Raw genomic sequence first — 14,899 nt, forward strand, 5'->3', positions numbered from 1 at the left:
CGGTGCCGGTGCATTGGTACGGAGCTTGTTAAGCGGCCTTCTGCCTGTTCTCGTACCAGTATCTCGCCAGCACAATGGGCAGGGCAACGCAAGTGATGAGGATGGCGCAGTTTTTTACGGCGTTGAGCCAATTAAAGGGATTAACATGGATAAGCGTAAGCGGTACCACTATCCGGTTCATCAATACGAAAATAAATATCCCGTACAGGAATGCAATAAGCCCTGCATTGTTGCGCAAAAACGCAATACGGGGATACATTAAAAAGAAAACAAGCGTAAAACTTGCCGCAATAATATAATGGAAGAAAAGGCCCAGCAAAATGGTTGGTGTCCCGCCACTGTACGCGCTTTCTTTGCCCATAACCGCACCGGATATATACTGAAACACAACAAGCTTACCGCCAGCAAGGATAAAAACGGCGGCGAGCGCGTCAAGGGTACCGGCTATCAGTGCGGCTATAATACCGGTTAGCAGCAATCCGGGCGTATTTGTATTGGGCATATATAAGTTGGTTATAATAACGGGCTAAGCGGCTTTCTGCTTGTTTTCGTACCAGTATCTCGCCAGCACAATAGGTAGGGCAACGCAAACAATGAGGATGGCAATGCCCGTAACGGTGCCCTTAAACGTGAATTTGTTGATGTCTATCTTTAGTTTGCTAACAGGTAATACCAGTAAATTCATGATCACCCACATCAGTATCCCGTAGATAAAGGCCACTCCCCCGGCGTTCCCGCGCAAAAGTGCTTCGCGCTGGTAAAGAATGAAGAAGAACAGCGTAAAAATGGCGGCGATGAGGTAATGAAAACCCACACCTATTAATATCGAACGATTCCCGCCCAAAAAAGCGGCTTCGCGGCCAATGGCGCCTGCTGCAATGTATTGAAACACCATTTTGGCCTGCCCGCCGGCAAGTATATAAACAGCGGCAAGCGCATCAAGGGTACCGGCGATGAGCGCGGCAATAATACCGGTTAGCAGCAGCCCGGACGAATTTTTGTTTGGCATGTATTAAGATGTTATAATGGTTAGGTAAATATGCATATTTATTACCGCATAATATCAGCCATAAACAACAAAAGCCCCCTCACACTCGCTGCTTGGGGGCTTTAACCTAAACCTTATCACAATAGTGGCAGACGCCACCAGTAATAGATACCACGAATTTATTAAATAGTATTTGATATCACCAAGTGTTTTGCAGAAGTATCATAAAAATTAACACATTGAGCAACAGTTTTTCTTATTAGTTGTATTGGGTTTCTTAATAATGTGTTTTTATGACACATAGTTATTCATTATTTCTTACATATGTCATGTTTTTATGTGTTTAAACAGTGAATTTGATTTGTTTTTTATCAAAAGTGCAATGGATTAAGAAATTTAAAAAAATCAGCATCTGCCACTTTCTTCACCTGTCGGGGCGGGAGGGTAGATATATTTATCGTGTAAATAATATATTATTAGTAGGGTATTATAAATTATATGCTAATAATATTATGGACTGTAGCCCGGTAGTGTAAAGTGTTGCGGTTATCCGCTACATTTACATTATGAAAAACCTTAGCGCCTTGCTGCTCATCCTGTTCACCTGCCTTAACGGTGCTTTGGCGCAGATAAATTACCCGGATAAAAACCTACCCACTGATACCCCAAAACTTTTTGCGCAGGGCCTGCTTACCGATGGGCTAAGCAACCGCGATCTTACTATTTCGCCCACAGGCGATGAACTGTTTTTTACCATACAGCACCCCAAATTTATTGCCAGCGTTATTATCAGTGTGGCTAAGGTGAATGGCGTATGGGGTAAGCCGGAGGTGGCACCCTTCTCGGGCATCAACCGCGATCTGGAAGCCGCTTTCTCTCCCGATGGGAAAATCCTCTACTTCAGCAGCGACCGGCCGCTTGCCGACAAAAAGCCAAAACGCGATTTTGACATCTGGAAGGTAAGTAAAACCACTAACGGACAATGGGGCACGCCCGAAAACCTTGGTACGGTGGTAAACGGCGCTAAAAGCGAATTTTACCCCAGCGTAGCAAAAAATGGCAATCTCTATTTTACGGTTGAAGCCGCTTACGGTAAAGGCAGCGAAGATATTGTACTATGTAAATACACCTCAAAAGGCTACGAAGCCCCCATCAGTTTGCCCGAAGATATCAACACCAAATTTGATGAGTTTAACGCCTTTGTAGACCCCGATGAGCAGTTTATCCTCTTTACCTGCCAGGGCCGTGCCGATGATATGGGCAAAGGCGACCTATACCTTGCCCGTAAAAACGCCGCAGGCAACTGGCAATCCGCCCAACACCTGCCCGCAGGCATCAACAGCACCTCGCTGGATTATTGCCCTTACGTAACGCCCGATAAACAGTACCTTGTGTTCACCAGCAACCGTCTCAGCAAAGGCTGGTACGGTGAAAAAGCAGTAGATTATAAAACCCTGAAAGCTCTGCTAAGCGAGGCTGGGAATGGGTTGGATGATGAATATTGGGTGAAGTGGGGGTGGTAGGGGCTCTATTTAAATTATCTAATTAATAAATATCGTCTTGCGAGGCACGAAGCAATCTCAGAACTATGCATGAACGCTTAGCAATTGGTGACCTGTCCTATCGTGAGATTGCTTCGTGCCTCGCAAGGACGCGCGGGATTTTAGTGTTCGAAACAAAGCGTCGTTCCTTCAGGCCCAACATTTGCAGCTTCTCTCTAATCTCTAATTATCCAGCATCTAACCTCTCAAAAAAACCATTCGTCAACACCCCCATACCGTTCGTCAAACTAATTTCCCTGCCCCACCTCCATGCCATTTCTTTGAATAAAAATCAAAGAAAATGGAAACCACGCAACGACAAACCTACCTGGACTGGCTCAGAATAATCTCCATTGCAGGTGTACTTATTTTTCACTCCGGAATGCCCTTTGCCGACGATGAGTCATGGCATATCCGCAACCACGATACCAGCCAGCTGATGGCCATGAGCAATTATTTTATGCACCTTGTACGCATGCCTTTGCTGTTCTTTATCAGCGGTACGGTGAGTTATTATATGATGCAGCGCCGCTCGGCGTGGAGTTTTATCGGGCTGCGCTTTACCCGGCTGTTCATCCCGCTGCTGGTGGGTATGCTCATCATCGTGCCGCCGCAGATCTATATGGAGCGCCTAACCCAGGGCTTTACAGGGAACTATTGGGACTTTTATAAAACCGTGTTCAAAACCGGTGCCTACCCTAAGGGCAACCTCAGCTGGCACCATCTGTGGTTCATTTGCTACCTTTTTGTGTACGACCTGGTTTTCGCGCCGGTGTTTATGTGGCTCATTTCGCCAAAAAGCGCCCGGTTTAAACAAGCGTTGAATGTGCTGGGTAAAGGCAAATGGGTGTACCTGCTGGCTATTCCGTCTATAATATGGTATACCCTGTTTGCCCGCAAATTCCCCGAAACCAACAACCTGGTGCACGATGCCTGCTTTATTGTTTACTGGCTATTGTTTTTACTGGCAGGGTTTATCTGCATACTACAGCCCAGCCTCATGGAGAGCCTGCAGCGCAACCGCCGCTTCGCCATTGCCATTGGCTTTATCAGCCTTGTGCCAATCTATTACTTTTGGCTCAATCCGCCGACTAACGGTGCCGAATGGAGCGCTTTGCGCGGCTACAGCTTCCGCGCGTTCTCGGTAATTGTGGCCTGGAGCTGGGTTTTAGGGCTGATGGGTTATGGCAAGCAGTATTTGAACAGGCCACACCGTTCGCTGGCTTATTTAAACCAAGCGGTGTACCCGTTTTATATCCTGCATCAAACCATAATTGTTATTTTAGCCTACTACATTGTAAAAACCAACGATACGGTGATCATGAAGTACATTTACACGGTAGGGGTAACACTGTTCTTCACCATGGGTATTTATCATTTGTTTATAAGGCCCTATGCGGTAACGCGGTTTTTATTCGGGATGAAGCCCTTGGAGAAGAAGAGAACGGAGATTAGTGGATTAGAGATTAGGAAGATGGACGTTTTAGTGGAAGAAAAAGAGGCGGCGCTGGCATAGTCCGCTATTCAACTCATCCCGACTACGCTGTGCTGGTCGACCCTCTCTGCTTCGCAAAGAGGGTTAAAAGAAAATTGAGCTCACCCTCTTTACCGCAGGTAGAGAGGGTCGGGCAGCGAAGCGAACCCGGGGTGAGTCAACAACCGCCAGGCAATAACAGATAAATATGAAGCAATTCCTTAAAAATATATTCCCCGCCTTTTACGGGCTGCTCAACTACTTTACCATCAGGCTGCTGCAGGATACCGACTCGCACTCGCACTTTTGGAGGCGCCCATGGCAAACCACCGCTATTGAAATGGTCATGAGTATGGCCGTAGGTTATGTGGTGCTGTTTGGCGTAACAAAAATATGCCGTTACAGCGATAGCAAGCAGCCCAATGTATCTCTCAGTACTGAGCTGGTTTACGTGATCATTCTGTCCTTGTTGGTGAATAACCTGCTGCTGGTGCCGATAGCTGCCTTTACCGACGATGGGCTGTCGCTGAGCGATTTTGCCGAAATAAACATCATCCCACTATTATACACCACTTTATATTACGGTATGGTACGCAGTCGCACATACCTCAAAGCGTATGTAGCGCACCAGCTATTGGTAGAAAAATTGACCAACGACCAGCTCGAAACCGAGCTGAAATTTCTGCGGGCGCAGTATCACCCGCACTTTTTGTTCAACGCGCTCAATACCATCTATTTCCAGGTGGATGATGATGTGCCGGGAGCGAAACAAAGTATCGAACTGCTCTCAGAATTGCTGCGCTACCAACTGTACGACCGCCAGCACCAGGTGAGTATTAAGCAGGAACTGGACTACCTGCAAAACTACATCCTGCTGCAAAAGGTACGTGCCAGCAAAAAGATGGTGTTGCATGTCGATTTTGATGCTGCCCTTATCGAACAGCAAATTTACCCGCTGCTGTTTTTGCCGCTGGTAGAGAACGCCTTTAAGTACGTGGGGGGGAAGTACAGCATTAACATCGTTGCCGGAAGCGATGCAGATGGTATTTTATTTAAGGTGGAGAATGATCTCCCCGGGCAATACCAGCCGGATAAGGAAAACAGCGGCATTGGGATAGAAAACCTTAAACGCAGGCTGGAGCTTTTGTATCCCGGCAGGCATAGCTTAACTTTAGATAAACAGGCCGATAAGTTTACCGCCACACTGCACCTTAATAACTAACATGAAACCTATCACCTGCATTATAACCGACGATGAACCCTACGCCCGCAAAGGCTTGCAGGCCTACGTGGAAAAAACCGCGTTCCTGCAATTAAAGGGGCAATGCGAGGATGCCATGGAGCTTGGCGAAATGCTGAAACAGCAGCCGGTAGATCTATTGTTCCTTGATATCCAGATGCCGCATATTACAGGTGTTGAGTTTTTGCGATCCCTAAGAAACCCGCCTAAAGTAATATTTACCACTGCTTTTAAAGAATACGCCATAGAAGGTTTTGAATTGGATGTACTTGATTATATGCTAAAACCCATCAGCGAAGAAAGGTTTAAGAAGGCTGCCTACAAAGCAAAGGATTATTTCGACCTGAGGGGCACTACCGAAACACCCACCTATCTTTTTGTAAAAGCCGAAGGCAAACTGGAGAAGATCATTTTTGAGGAAGTGCTGTACCTGGAGAGTATGGAAAATTACGTTGTTATTCACACCGTGGCTAAAAAAGTGATCACCCATAGCACCTTAAAAGCGTTGGTGGATAAATTACCCAGGCAGCAATTTATGCAAACCCACAAGTCATTTATCGTGGCGCTGGATAAGGTAAATACCATCGAGGGCAATATGCTACACATTGGCACCCACCGCGTACCCGTTGGCCGGCAACTGCGCGAGCCGGTGATGGAGCGGTTGATAAACCGGCGGTGATAAACGAACTTATTTGAGCTGACTATTTCCTTCCTCCGTCCGCACTTTCTTTATCGCCCTTGCCAGTATATCTACCGCTTCTTCAAGTTCCTTCACGTTCATGGATGCGAAACCCAGGCGCACAAAATTGTGCTGTAAAAGTGAGTCGTTATAGTGTTCGCAGCCGCTGCCTATGGTAAGGCCCATTTCAGCCGCTTTTTGGGTCACCTTAAGCCGGTCGATGCCGTTCTTATACTCCATCCACACTGCGAAACCACCATTGGGGATATTAAATGATACATCATCGCCCAGTTTCTCCTGCAACAGGCGGCAGAGTACATCGCGCCGTTCCTGGTAAAGTTTGTTTGCTTTTTTAAGATGGCGGCCTATATCGCCGTTTTTTAGCAGGTTGGCCATTGCTTCCTCTAAAAGCTGTTCGCCCTGCCGGTCAATCAGCCGCCGCAGGCGGGTGGCTTGCACAATAAGATTTTGAGGAGCTATCATAAATCCAATACGCAGGCCCGATGCAATGGTTTTACAAAACGACCCTACATATATTACACTGCCATAATCATCTGCGCTGGCTAATGGTAAAATTGGGCTGCTGGAGTAATGGAAATCATAATCGTAATCATCTTCCACGATGGCAAACTTGTAAATGCGGGCGAGTTCCAGTAGACGCATCCGCCTATCAGAACATAAAGTGACCGTGGTGGGCTGGTGGTGATGCGGTATCACAAACAGCATCCGTATTGGCTGCTTTTTGCAGATCTCCTCCACGGCATCCAGGTTAATACCAAAACCATCAACGGGTACCGTAGCAATTTGTGCCCCTGCCTGTATAAAAACCTCGTTGGCCATGCTGTACCCGGGGTCGCCTACAATAACGGTATCGCCTTTGTTCAGCAAAACCTGGCTTATAATATACAACGCCATTTGCACGCCTTTGGTAATAATAATATTATCGGCGGTTACATGCATCCCCCTGGTTTCCGAAAAGAATTTAGCCAGTTCTATCCGCAGGTTTTCAGAGCCCTGCTCGGGGCCATACATCAGGTACTTAGTATTGAATTTTTGCGATGCAAGGCGGCGGTATTCGCGGATCATTAGTTCCAGTGGCGCTATGCGCGTATCCGGCGACCCGTTATTGAACACCAGGTTACCATCGGGAGGGGCCACAAACATATCCTGGCAAATGACGCGGGCATCATCCACGTCGTAAAGGGTTTTACTGGCAAAGCCAACAGGGTGGGGCGCATCGGTTAAAGCCCTCGGCGCTATGTTGGGCAGGTTTTTGGCCACGAAGATGCCTTTGCGCGGCAAAACATCCACCCAGCTTTGTGCGTACAGCTCATCATAAGCAGCAACCACGGTTTTACGGTGGACATTGAGCGACTGCGCCAGCACGCGGCTGCCTGGCAAGGCGACACCCGGTTTTAAAATGCCTTTGCGGATAGAGCAAATCACTTCATTAGCTACCTGGAGGTACACCGGTACCTGCAGGTTCTTATCAATGCAAACAAGGCTTTCTAATAATTCCATCTGGACTATCTTGATTGTTATTTCTGGACTATATGTATAGTCCACCAAGTACGTAATTTTATATCAATAAAACAAATCACATTATGCAACTCGCCGGAAACTTCAAAGCCCCATCCGTTTTTCTCAGAATAGCCATCGCCGCAAGCTACCTATGGGCATCAGCCGATAGGTTAGGTATTATAGGCGCCCATGGCCAGCCACACGTAGGCTGGGGCGACTGGCAGTATTTTTTAGTCTATTCCAAACAAGTAATGAGCTTTTTACCCGATGCATTGGTAGCGCCCCTGGCTGTTATAGCAACAGCGAGCGAAGTGATCATTGGTCTGCTGCTCATTATGGGGCTGTTTACGCGCGTGGCGGCTGTTGCCAGCGGCCTGTTAAGCCTCAGTTTTGCTTTATCGATGGCTATTTCCTTCGGTATTGATGCACCGCTTAACTATTCGGTATTTACACTGAGCGCGGCGAGTCTTTTACTGGCAACTGCGCCCTATTATGCTTATAGCTTGGATGCAATGAAACGATTACCCCTTTGCCGGCGACTGGACTACTATGCAGGCGATCACCTGATAGATATCATCAGGTAATACTTATTTTTTCTACAATACATATAAATCACACACAATGGAAACCAGATCTATCAACAAACCCTCTACCTTATTAGTTGTAGTAGCATTTGCTACGGTATACGTGGTATGGGGTTCTACTTACTTTTTTATACAGATGGCTCTTAACGGTATCCCGCCGATGATAATGGGTGCCATGCGTTTTGTAGCAGCCGGTATTTTATTACTGGGCTGGTGTTACTTAAAAGGCGATAAAATATTCGATAAACAAACCATCAAGGCTTCCGGCATCAGCGGGCTGTTCACCCTGTTTATTGCAAACGGGATAGTAATATGGGTGGAGAAATTCATCCCCAGCGCCATGGTGGCCATTATGGTATCGGCAAACCCAATTTGGTTTGTGATACTGGATAAGGAGAATTGGAAGGTAAACCTAAAAAGCCGAAGTACTATTTGGGGGCTCGTTATTGGCTTTAGCGGCGTGATCTTGTTATTCGGTGAGGCTTTCTCCAAGTCGGTTGCCGGTGGTGTAGATACCCAGCACCTTGTTGGTTTGCTGCTGCTTATTGTTGGCCCCATTGCCTGGGCGGGCGGCTCGTTATACTCCAAAAAAACAGCTACAAACGCGCCGGTACGTGTAAACACCGGCTGGCAAATGATGGCTGCCGGCATCGCGTTTATCCCGGCAGGGTTTATTGATAATGAGTACGCCACATTTGATATCAGCGCGGTACCTGCACAGGCATGGATGGCGGTGGTATACTTAATATTCTTTGGGTCGATAGCTGCATTCAGCGCTTATGTTTGGCTGTTGCAGGTAAGGCCGGCCACCCAGGTGAGTACACACTCGTATGTAAACCCGGTTATAGCGGTGTTGCTGGGCGTGTTTTTTGCAGGGGAAGTGATCAGCTGGATGCAGGTTTTAGGGCTTGTGATCATCCTGTTGAGCGTATTGCTGGTGAACCTGAGCAAATACTCGTTTAGTAAACCCGTGGCCATAAAAGCGGTTAACCCCGCGCCTTTAAAAAAGACTGATGCCGTATTAGTTGAAAAACTTTGCGGCGTAAATTCTTGATCAGTATAGTTAATAGTGTGAAAGGCTGGTGGCTGTTATGGCTACCGGCCTTTTTTATTTTGCCGCATGCCCAATCAGTATCAAACCAACAATGTCCCATAAAAAATGGCAAACCATCAGTACTTTAATATTTCGGTATTTTTGGTAGTGACAAGCAAATATAAACCCGATGAACATCGGCCCCAAAACGTTTACAATGGTCCCCCAGCGCATGTGGGCCAACCCGAATAATACCGAAGTGAAGATCACCGGCCAGTGTACACCTTTAAAAAACAACTGTACTCTCGGCATTAAGTAACCCCTGAATATAAATTCCTCTACCACAGCGGCGGTGAGCGAAATAAACACTTTTAACAATAGACTAAACTGGGCGATACCAACCATAGCGTCGCTGCGCTTAAATAAGCCAAAAAGCATTAAAAGTCTGGCGATAATATTGGTGCCGATGACAAGCGTAAGCATGATACCGAATATCGAGGCGAAATAAAAGCCGGCCCCGTATGTCTTTTCGGGCCAACGCAGTAAGGGCTGATGTTCAAGCCGCCATACGTACACAAAAATGAGTGCCAGCCATAGCCAGTAAAAAAACCTTGATATAGTGAACGATAGCGGCGACCACTCGGAAATACCGATGGCGGTATTAATGCCACGGTTAACAAAGGATACGATGAAGAAGAATAGCACGGTTAAAACCATCCCCCGGGTAACGATGCTGCTTTGAGGTGTAGGTTGTTCGGCAGTGAATGGCATGTGTTAAGGTTTGTGTTAAGGTTTGTGTTAGGGTTTGTGGGGAATTTGAGTAACCAATATAGCTAATTATCGTTACAATCAGGCATGTCGCCCGGCTTCCTTCGCCAATAAAATATCTTTTCCTTCCACCACTTTTTTGCTGTACGGATAATTTACCACATGCATCATCGCGGTAGCCAGTTCGGGCAGGCGACAAAAGCCAGCCGGGTAAATAGCACGGCCAATGGGGAACAGCCAGTTGACGTATTTGTAATAACTATGCGTTTTGCTGAGCACCTTTATAGGTTTGATAAAGCCGCGGCGGAACGCGTACACCTGTTTAAAAGGCCGCTTCATCAGGTCATTCTCGGTTTTACCCTTAACCCGCGATATGGGTATAATGCTAAACGAGTTAATTAGTTTGGGAGCTTGGCAATTCCCTTCCCTTGGTGAGATATAGCGCATTAAAAGACAGCTTAATCAATTTGTAAGCCCTGCTATGAACCGCTTCAATTTAGCCCTCTTTTACTAACCATCAAACATTCTTGCGTGGGAATTAGGGTTAACATACCTTAACACAATTTCAATAAATATTTTTCAATTATTTGATAATCAATAAATTAAAAAACTGGAGGGTTAACATATTTTTTGAATAATAGTGTCACCATAAATCCTAAAATCTTTTACTATAGAACTGTGAAGAAATTTAATAAACACAGTCTTCCGACGGGCTATTTCTCTTTGGAGAGTGCGGCTGCCCGGGCGTAAAAGGCGGGGCGGGGTTTAGCCGCTATGTAGTAATGCACAGTTCAATAAACCCCTGCCTCCTCTTCCCTTGGGAAGGGGTCGCAATTTGGCCGCGCTTTTTTTGGAATCTACCGTTTCCCCATCAACCCGTCATTAAACTTCAGCAGCAAATTAAACATATCTTCGTACTCGTTCAGCGGCAGGGTAGCGCTGATATCATAAATATCGTGATAAGCCTTGATGCCGCCGAGCGTATACATAAAAAACGCCGGTACGCCTTTCTCGCTGAAAAAGTAATGGTCGCTGTTGGCGGCTTTGCCTCGGGAGTCCACTTTCACCAGGTAATTGCCTTTTTCGTTCACTTGTTTCAGCAGCGCAAATTCCTTTGGGAATACCGATGCGTTTACCACCGTAATGCCCTCTATGCCGGTACCTTCCAAATCGAGATTGATCAAAAAGCGGATGTTTTTCAGGTCGATTAAAGGATGCTCGGTAAAGTGTTTGGAACCTAATAACCCAGCCTCTTCCCCAGCGAAAAATATAAAAGCCACGGTGTAGGGCTGCGGGTGTTCACCGTAATATTTAGCCAGGCTGAGCACTTGCGTTACACCGCTGGCATTATCATTGGCCCCCGGGAAATAGGTTTTACTGCCCATGCCGCCGAGATGATCGTAATGAGCGGTGAAAACAATGATGGAATCGGGCTTCACTGTGCCTTTCACCACACCGCAGATATTGCCGGTTTTAAAACTGGGGTTGAATTTGTTTTCGATATCAGCCTTAATAGTTTGTGGCAGCGTGGTCTGCAGTTTTTTATCCAATTGAATGACTGTATAATCCAACATGGTTTGCTCTGACGACCAGGTGAGCTTATTCTCCAGCGTAACGATAATTCGGTTGGCTTGGTCTATAAAATGGGTGCTGTCCTGCTGCGTTAATTTGCCTTCGCCTTTTACGCCTTTGCTATCCGGTGTAACCAAAAAATCCTTGCCGGGTACAAGCGCCACGCCGTTTATCGCTACATCTACTTTGCCGGGGAAGGTGTTTACCGGGTAGCTAAAGTCCTGCAGGTAGGTTTTGCCGCTCATGGGTTTTACGCCATAACTTTTGAGCTGGGCGCTGATGAAATCCGCTGCTTTGCCCATGCCATCGTTGGTATACCCGCGGCCCCAAAAGTATTTGGACGTAAGCGTATCCACCATTTTGCGGGCGAATTTGATGTCCTGGGCGTGGGTAAATTGAGTTGCGAATAAGAATAAGGTTAGGAGTTTAAGTTTCATAAGTGCTTAGGTTTACAATCGATTATGCTTTGCTGCCTTTAACCGTTCAGTAATTATCTACGCCGGCATCGTCGGGTCAACCTTCTCCGTAACCTTTTTGTAGATAGAAAATCCGCCATAAGCATATACCACGGCAATAAACACATACACCCAAACGGATATATTCCGTCCGGCAAATATCAAATAGGAGTAGGGGATACTGAAGCACACGCAGGCGATGAGCAACTGCGTCATAAATGGTTTTTTGTTGCGCATGTTTTTGATCACCCAACCCAGGAAAAAGAAAAACAACGGCTTGCTTACCAAATAAAGAATGGCGAGCAGCAGTGGGTTAACATCGTGCTTTTCGCCGAGGCTGAACAGCCAATCCTTAAAGTCGTAGATATATTCCATCATCGGATGCAAGGTAGGATATTTTGGAGAAAACATTCACAACAAAAAAACGCCGAGCCTTGTAAAGATTCGGCGTTTTTTTGTTAAAACTTTACTTAATGCTGTTTTAATGCCTTGGATATGCTTTCAAGCTCTTTTGTTAATTTCACAAGCCTCTTGCTGATGTTTTCGTCGAATTTGTTATTGATAGAGCGGTCACCCAACATCATAGTTACTACATCAAAATAGTTACCGATGCTTTCAGATGCCCCAGAGAAACTAAGAAATATATGTGAGTTAGAATTCTTTGCAACATAGGATTCATACTCTTTTTTGTCCACTCCATATGCTTCAAGTGCTTCGTCAAAGGAGAAGTCACCGTCGGCAATTGTTTGTTGTACTACAGCACATTTACGCAGACGGTCATTTTCATAATCGCCAAGCAATTCTTCAGCTATATAAGCAGACTCCGTATATTTTTTTCTGTCAAGCAACATAATGTTTAAATTTAGCTAAAAGCTCTTTATTATTCAAATCTATTTCCCCTTGCCATTTACTTCCGTTTAAAATTTCTTCCATTTCTGGCAATTCACTCCATTTAATCATTGGAAAATTTCTCCCATTTGGATTTTTGTCATAATAATTATCATATACTCTTTTAACAAACTTAAATTGCTGTGAGGATATAGTTTTCTCTGCGTTGTCCAAAATGGTTTTTACTTCCGTTTGGTCGGTAGCCGTGAATTCGGTTTTCGCCCAAACATATCCGCCATTTTCCAATTCGGCCCTTAGTTTTATTTTATCAACACCCGATGAAAGGTATTGTTGTAAACTAAAGCCAAGTAACTGTTTAGCAATACCTTGTCGCCTTTTGGCGGATGGAAGCCGAAAAAAATCGTGTTCAACTATAAATTCATTTTTAGATTTGATAAATGTTCTTGACAGGCCTAACCCAGTTTCATCATCGGAATCTTCCGAAAAATACTGGACTATTAGCATCGGTGGGGCGTTTTCAAAAAAAGCTAATTCCTTGATAATAGTGGATTGGGTTAATGGTTGAAGAAGATCATTAATGTCTTTAACGTATTGCAAAACATTTAACCCAGGAAAAGTTGAATTCAAAAAATCTTCTAAAGGCAAACTCCCGGCTGTAATATTGAAACCCAAAGCTTGTATTTGCGCTGTATCTTCTGCTGTCACGCTATGATTTGTTAAAACTTGTTGAATCTAAGTTATGATTTTCGAGATAAAAACCCATTGGCGTTGGGCTATTAAGTAGTTTAAATTTGCAATAGTACTTCGCCCCCAACAAAAAACGCCGGACTTAAAAACCCGGCGTTCCATCACAATTATAGCACAGATATTTAATCCGCCTTCAATCCGTATTTCTCGCTGAACTTCCTATACAATTGCTTATGCAGGTTATCCAGGTTGATGCTACGGCCTTGTATAAAGGCGGTTTCTACCTTCAGGCTGATCATATCCAGCGCGTCGCCGGCGGAGATGAACAGGGTGGCGTCTTTACCCACTTCTAATGAGCCGGTGGTTTTATCGATGCCAAGAATTTTGGCGTTGTTAAGCGTGATCATGGATACGGCTTGTTCTTTGCTTAAACCGTAACCTACTGCTTCACCCGCCTCAAAGGGCAGGTTGCGCTGACGCCAGAAACCGGTACCGGTGAGGCCGTATAACACACCTGCATCCTGCAATATTTTTGGCATTTTGTAGGGCAGGTATACATCGTCCTCATCCTTATCGGGCAAAGTTTGGGTTTCGCGGAGGATAACGGGTACGTTGTTTTCTTTTAAAGTTTCGGTAACCAAATAGGCTTCCTTGCCGCCAACAATTACCGCCTGTACCCCAAACTGTTTGGCAAAGGCAACCGCCTGCATAATTTGCTTGGCAGCATCGGCATTAATGAAAAGCTTTTTGCTGCCGTTAAACAAACCCTTCATCGCCTCCAAGCGAAGGTTGCTTGTTGCGGGTTTGGCGCCCTCGCCATAAGCTTTAGCTTCGGTGAAAAGGCGGGTAAGGGCATCTATCGCTTTTTGCGCGCGTTCGGCAGGGGTTTCTGCCTGTACACCCGGGGCAGCAGGGCCTCTGCGGCGGGCGGGTACTGCCGATGGCCAGTTAAGGTGAATGGCTATATCGGTTTTATAGGCCGCATCTTCCCAGTTCCAGGCATCCAGTTGCACTACAGATGATTCGCCGGGGATGAGGCCGCCGCTTGGTACCGGCTGAGCCAGTAAAATACCGTTGCTGCGTACCGTTGGGATCACCTTACTATCGGTATTGTAAGCGATAATAGAGCGTACATGCGGGTTTAATTCGCCGGTTTCTTCATCATCTACTGTGCCGCGCGCGCCCGATTCTACTTCTATTAAACCCAGCGTGGTAATGGGTGCTATAAAGCCGGGGTATATTTGTTTGCCGGTAGCGTTAATTGTTTCGTAACCGGTTGCCGGGCCAGCCCCTTCGCCAATCGCGGTGATTTTTCCTTTATCGAATGCTATATAACCGTTGCTGATCACCTGGCCGTTGCCCACGTGAATGGTGGCGCCGGTGATGATAATGGCTTTACTTTGTGCTTTTGCAGGCAATATGTTGGCCTGCGCAAAGGCGAGGGTAGTGCCAAGCAATAATCCCCCTATGCTTAAAATTGTTCTTTTCATGGTTGTTATCATTTGGGG

The 14,899-nt window shown here is 46.0% G+C and carries 16 protein-coding genes; 6 read left to right on the forward strand and 10 right to left on the reverse strand.

Annotated features, from left to right (window positions below):
* Positions 1–28: 28 nt before the first annotated feature.
* Positions 29–502, reverse strand: coding sequence for a hypothetical protein (locus ABIX36_RS16710; RefSeq protein ID WP_348083305.1), 474 nt, complete (start codon positions 500–502; stop codon positions 29–31).
* A 24-nt stretch (positions 503–526) separates the two neighbouring features.
* A complete protein-coding gene (locus tag ABIX36_RS16715) occupies positions 527–1,009 on the reverse strand; it encodes a hypothetical protein (protein ID WP_348083306.1) in 483 nt (160 codons plus the stop codon).
* A 545-nt stretch (positions 1,010–1,554) separates the two neighbouring features.
* Here ABIX36_RS16715 and ABIX36_RS16720 point away from each other — a divergent pair.
* From ABIX36_RS16720 to ABIX36_RS16735, 4 genes are all read left to right on the forward strand, one after another.
* Positions 1,555–2,511 carry a hypothetical protein gene (locus tag ABIX36_RS16720; protein ID WP_348083307.1) on the forward strand — a complete coding sequence of 319 codons (957 nt, stop codon included), beginning with the start codon at positions 1,555–1,557 and terminating at the stop codon, positions 2,509–2,511.
* 319 nt (positions 2,512–2,830) lie between these two features.
* On the forward strand, positions 2,831–4,045 hold the full coding sequence (locus ABIX36_RS16725; protein ID WP_348083308.1) for an acyltransferase family protein: 1,215 nt from the start codon (positions 2,831–2,833) through the stop codon (positions 4,043–4,045).
* A 166-nt stretch (positions 4,046–4,211) separates the two neighbouring features.
* Positions 4,212–5,225: a histidine kinase gene (locus tag ABIX36_RS16730; RefSeq protein ID WP_348083309.1), complete on the forward strand. Its 1,014-nt coding sequence runs from the start codon at positions 4,212–4,214 to the stop codon at positions 5,223–5,225.
* 1 nt (position 5,226) lies between these two features.
* A complete protein-coding gene (locus ABIX36_RS16735; protein ID WP_348083310.1) occupies positions 5,227–5,922 on the forward strand; it encodes a LytTR family DNA-binding domain-containing protein in 696 nt (231 codons plus the stop codon).
* Positions 5,923–5,931: 9 nt separating this feature from the next.
* Here ABIX36_RS16735 and ABIX36_RS16740 read toward each other — a convergent pair whose 3' ends face one another.
* Positions 5,932–7,443 (reverse strand): PLP-dependent aminotransferase family protein, encoded by a 1,512-nt coding sequence (locus ABIX36_RS16740; RefSeq protein ID WP_348083311.1) that lies wholly within the window; start codon positions 7,441–7,443, stop codon positions 5,932–5,934.
* Between the two features lie 83 nt (positions 7,444–7,526).
* On the opposite strand from ABIX36_RS16740, the gene ABIX36_RS16745 reads away from it, so the two are divergent.
* Positions 7,527–8,027, forward strand: coding sequence for a DoxX family protein (locus ABIX36_RS16745; protein WP_348083312.1), 501 nt, complete (start codon positions 7,527–7,529; stop codon positions 8,025–8,027).
* 37 nt (positions 8,028–8,064) lie between these two features.
* On the forward strand, positions 8,065–9,081 hold the full coding sequence (locus ABIX36_RS16750; RefSeq protein ID WP_348083313.1) for an EamA family transporter: 1,017 nt from the start codon (positions 8,065–8,067) through the stop codon (positions 9,079–9,081).
* Between the two features lie 54 nt (positions 9,082–9,135).
* Here the strand turns inward: ABIX36_RS16750 and ABIX36_RS16755 are convergent, their stop codons facing one another.
* From ABIX36_RS16755 to ABIX36_RS16785, 7 genes are all read right to left on the reverse strand, one after another.
* Positions 9,136–9,831, reverse strand: coding sequence for a type II CAAX endopeptidase family protein (locus tag ABIX36_RS16755; RefSeq protein WP_348083314.1), 696 nt, complete (start codon positions 9,829–9,831; stop codon positions 9,136–9,138).
* 78 nt (positions 9,832–9,909) lie between these two features.
* On the reverse strand, positions 9,910–10,275 hold the full coding sequence (locus ABIX36_RS16760; RefSeq protein ID WP_348083315.1) for a hypothetical protein: 366 nt from the start codon (positions 10,273–10,275) through the stop codon (positions 9,910–9,912).
* Positions 10,276–10,685: 410 nt separating this feature from the next.
* Positions 10,686–11,837: a M20/M25/M40 family metallo-hydrolase gene (locus ABIX36_RS16765; RefSeq protein WP_348083316.1), complete on the reverse strand. Its 1,152-nt coding sequence runs from the start codon at positions 11,835–11,837 to the stop codon at positions 10,686–10,688.
* A 57-nt stretch (positions 11,838–11,894) separates the two neighbouring features.
* Positions 11,895–12,233: a hypothetical protein gene (locus ABIX36_RS16770; protein WP_348083317.1), complete on the reverse strand. Its 339-nt coding sequence runs from the start codon at positions 12,231–12,233 to the stop codon at positions 11,895–11,897.
* Between the two features lie 92 nt (positions 12,234–12,325).
* Complete coding sequence (locus ABIX36_RS16775; RefSeq protein WP_348083318.1) at positions 12,326–12,706, reverse strand: hypothetical protein; 381 nt, start codon at positions 12,704–12,706, stop codon at positions 12,326–12,328.
* Entirely contained in the window at positions 12,696–13,409 is a 714-nt protein-coding gene (locus tag ABIX36_RS16780; protein WP_348083319.1) for a hypothetical protein, read from the reverse strand. The genes ABIX36_RS16775 and ABIX36_RS16780 overlap by 11 nt, the downstream gene beginning before the upstream one ends.
* A gap of 164 nt (positions 13,410–13,573) precedes the next feature.
* Complete coding sequence (locus ABIX36_RS16785; RefSeq protein WP_348083320.1) at positions 13,574–14,881, reverse strand: amidohydrolase family protein; 1,308 nt, start codon at positions 14,879–14,881, stop codon at positions 13,574–13,576.
* Positions 14,882–14,899 lie beyond the last annotated feature (18 nt).

It is taken from the genome of Mucilaginibacter sp., from assembly GCF_039925265.1.
In the GTDB taxonomy this organism is placed as follows: domain Bacteria; phylum Bacteroidota; class Bacteroidia; order Sphingobacteriales; family Sphingobacteriaceae; genus Mucilaginibacter.